Origin of the sequence: Curtobacterium sp. MCBA15_005 (genome assembly GCF_001864855.1) — a bacterium.
In the GTDB taxonomy this organism is placed as follows: Bacteria; Actinomycetota; Actinomycetes; order Actinomycetales; family Microbacteriaceae; genus Curtobacterium; species Curtobacterium flaccumfaciens.
This window is the reverse complement of sequence record NZ_MJGL01000027.1, coordinates 12,593-13,517: the sequence shown is the minus strand read 5'-3', so window position 1 is coordinate 13,517 and position 925 is coordinate 12,593. Positions and strand designations below refer to the sequence as shown.

Genomic DNA, 925 nt, shown 5'->3' with positions numbered 1-925 from the left:
CGTCGGCGAGCAGGACGTTCGTGAAGACGGGGCCCTCGCGGAACGGGAACGTGCCGGTCGAGGCGTCGTAGACGAGCGACCCGGTGACGTCGCCGGGCATCAGGTCCGGCGTGAACTGGATGCGCTTCGTGTCGAGCGTCATCGCGGCGGCGAGGCTGCGGACGAGCAGGGTCTTCGCGACACCGGGGACGCCCTCGAGCAGCACGTGCCCCTGCGCGAGGAGTCCGACGATCATGCCGGAGACCGCGCCCTCCTGGCCGACGACGGCCTTCGCGACCTCGGTGCGGACCCGGCCGAACGCGTCGCGCAGGTCGGAGACGGCCGCGGTCGTGGGGTCGTGCTCCGGCGCGGTGTGCTCGGTGGTGGCAGGGGGCAGGTCGGTCACGGTCGTGCTCCTGGTCGGTCGGGGTCAGAGGTCGGTCGGTCGCCGGAGGTCGCCCGGCGCACGGCGCGTTCGAGGTCGTCGAGCGCCGCGGTGCCGTCGATGAGTGCACGGTCGTCGGCGGTGGTCCCACCGACGAGCACGGCACCGACACGGGTGTGCGGGATGCCGGTGGCCTGGGCCGCGGTCCGGACGACCTCGTCGACGTGCGCCGATCGGGGGAGTCCGAGCATCCGGCCGATACGGCGGACGGCGGCGACGCGCAGGGTGTCGAGGGCGTGGGTGCGGTCACGGGTGCGGGCGTACATCCGGGCACGCCCCTCGGTGGTCTCGGCAGCACGGACGACGACGGGCAACCGCTCGACGACGAGCGGGCCGAGCCGTCGGCCCCGCCAGACACCGGCTGCGACGGCGACGAGGGCGAGCAGTGCGAGGGCACTCGGGACCCACGGCGGGGCGAGCTCGCCGAGGGTCGGGGCGGCGTCGGGGGTGCCGACCGCCGGGGTGTACCAGACGAGTCGCTCGTCGGCGCCGAGCAGCCCG

1 protein-coding gene and 1 pseudogene are annotated in these 925 nt (G+C 74.9%); both read right to left on the bottom strand.

Translation table 11 applies throughout. The features are described from left to right. Positions 1 to 385, bottom strand: a 385-nt coding sequence (locus BIU89_RS11965) for an AAA family ATPase (RefSeq protein ID WP_175475017.1), incomplete at its 3' end; no start/stop codon positions are given. Next, positions 382 to 925, bottom strand: a pseudogene (locus tag BIU89_RS11960) (DUF4350 domain-containing protein); the annotation flags it as partial. The gene BIU89_RS11965 and the pseudogene BIU89_RS11960, both read right to left, overlap by 4 nt.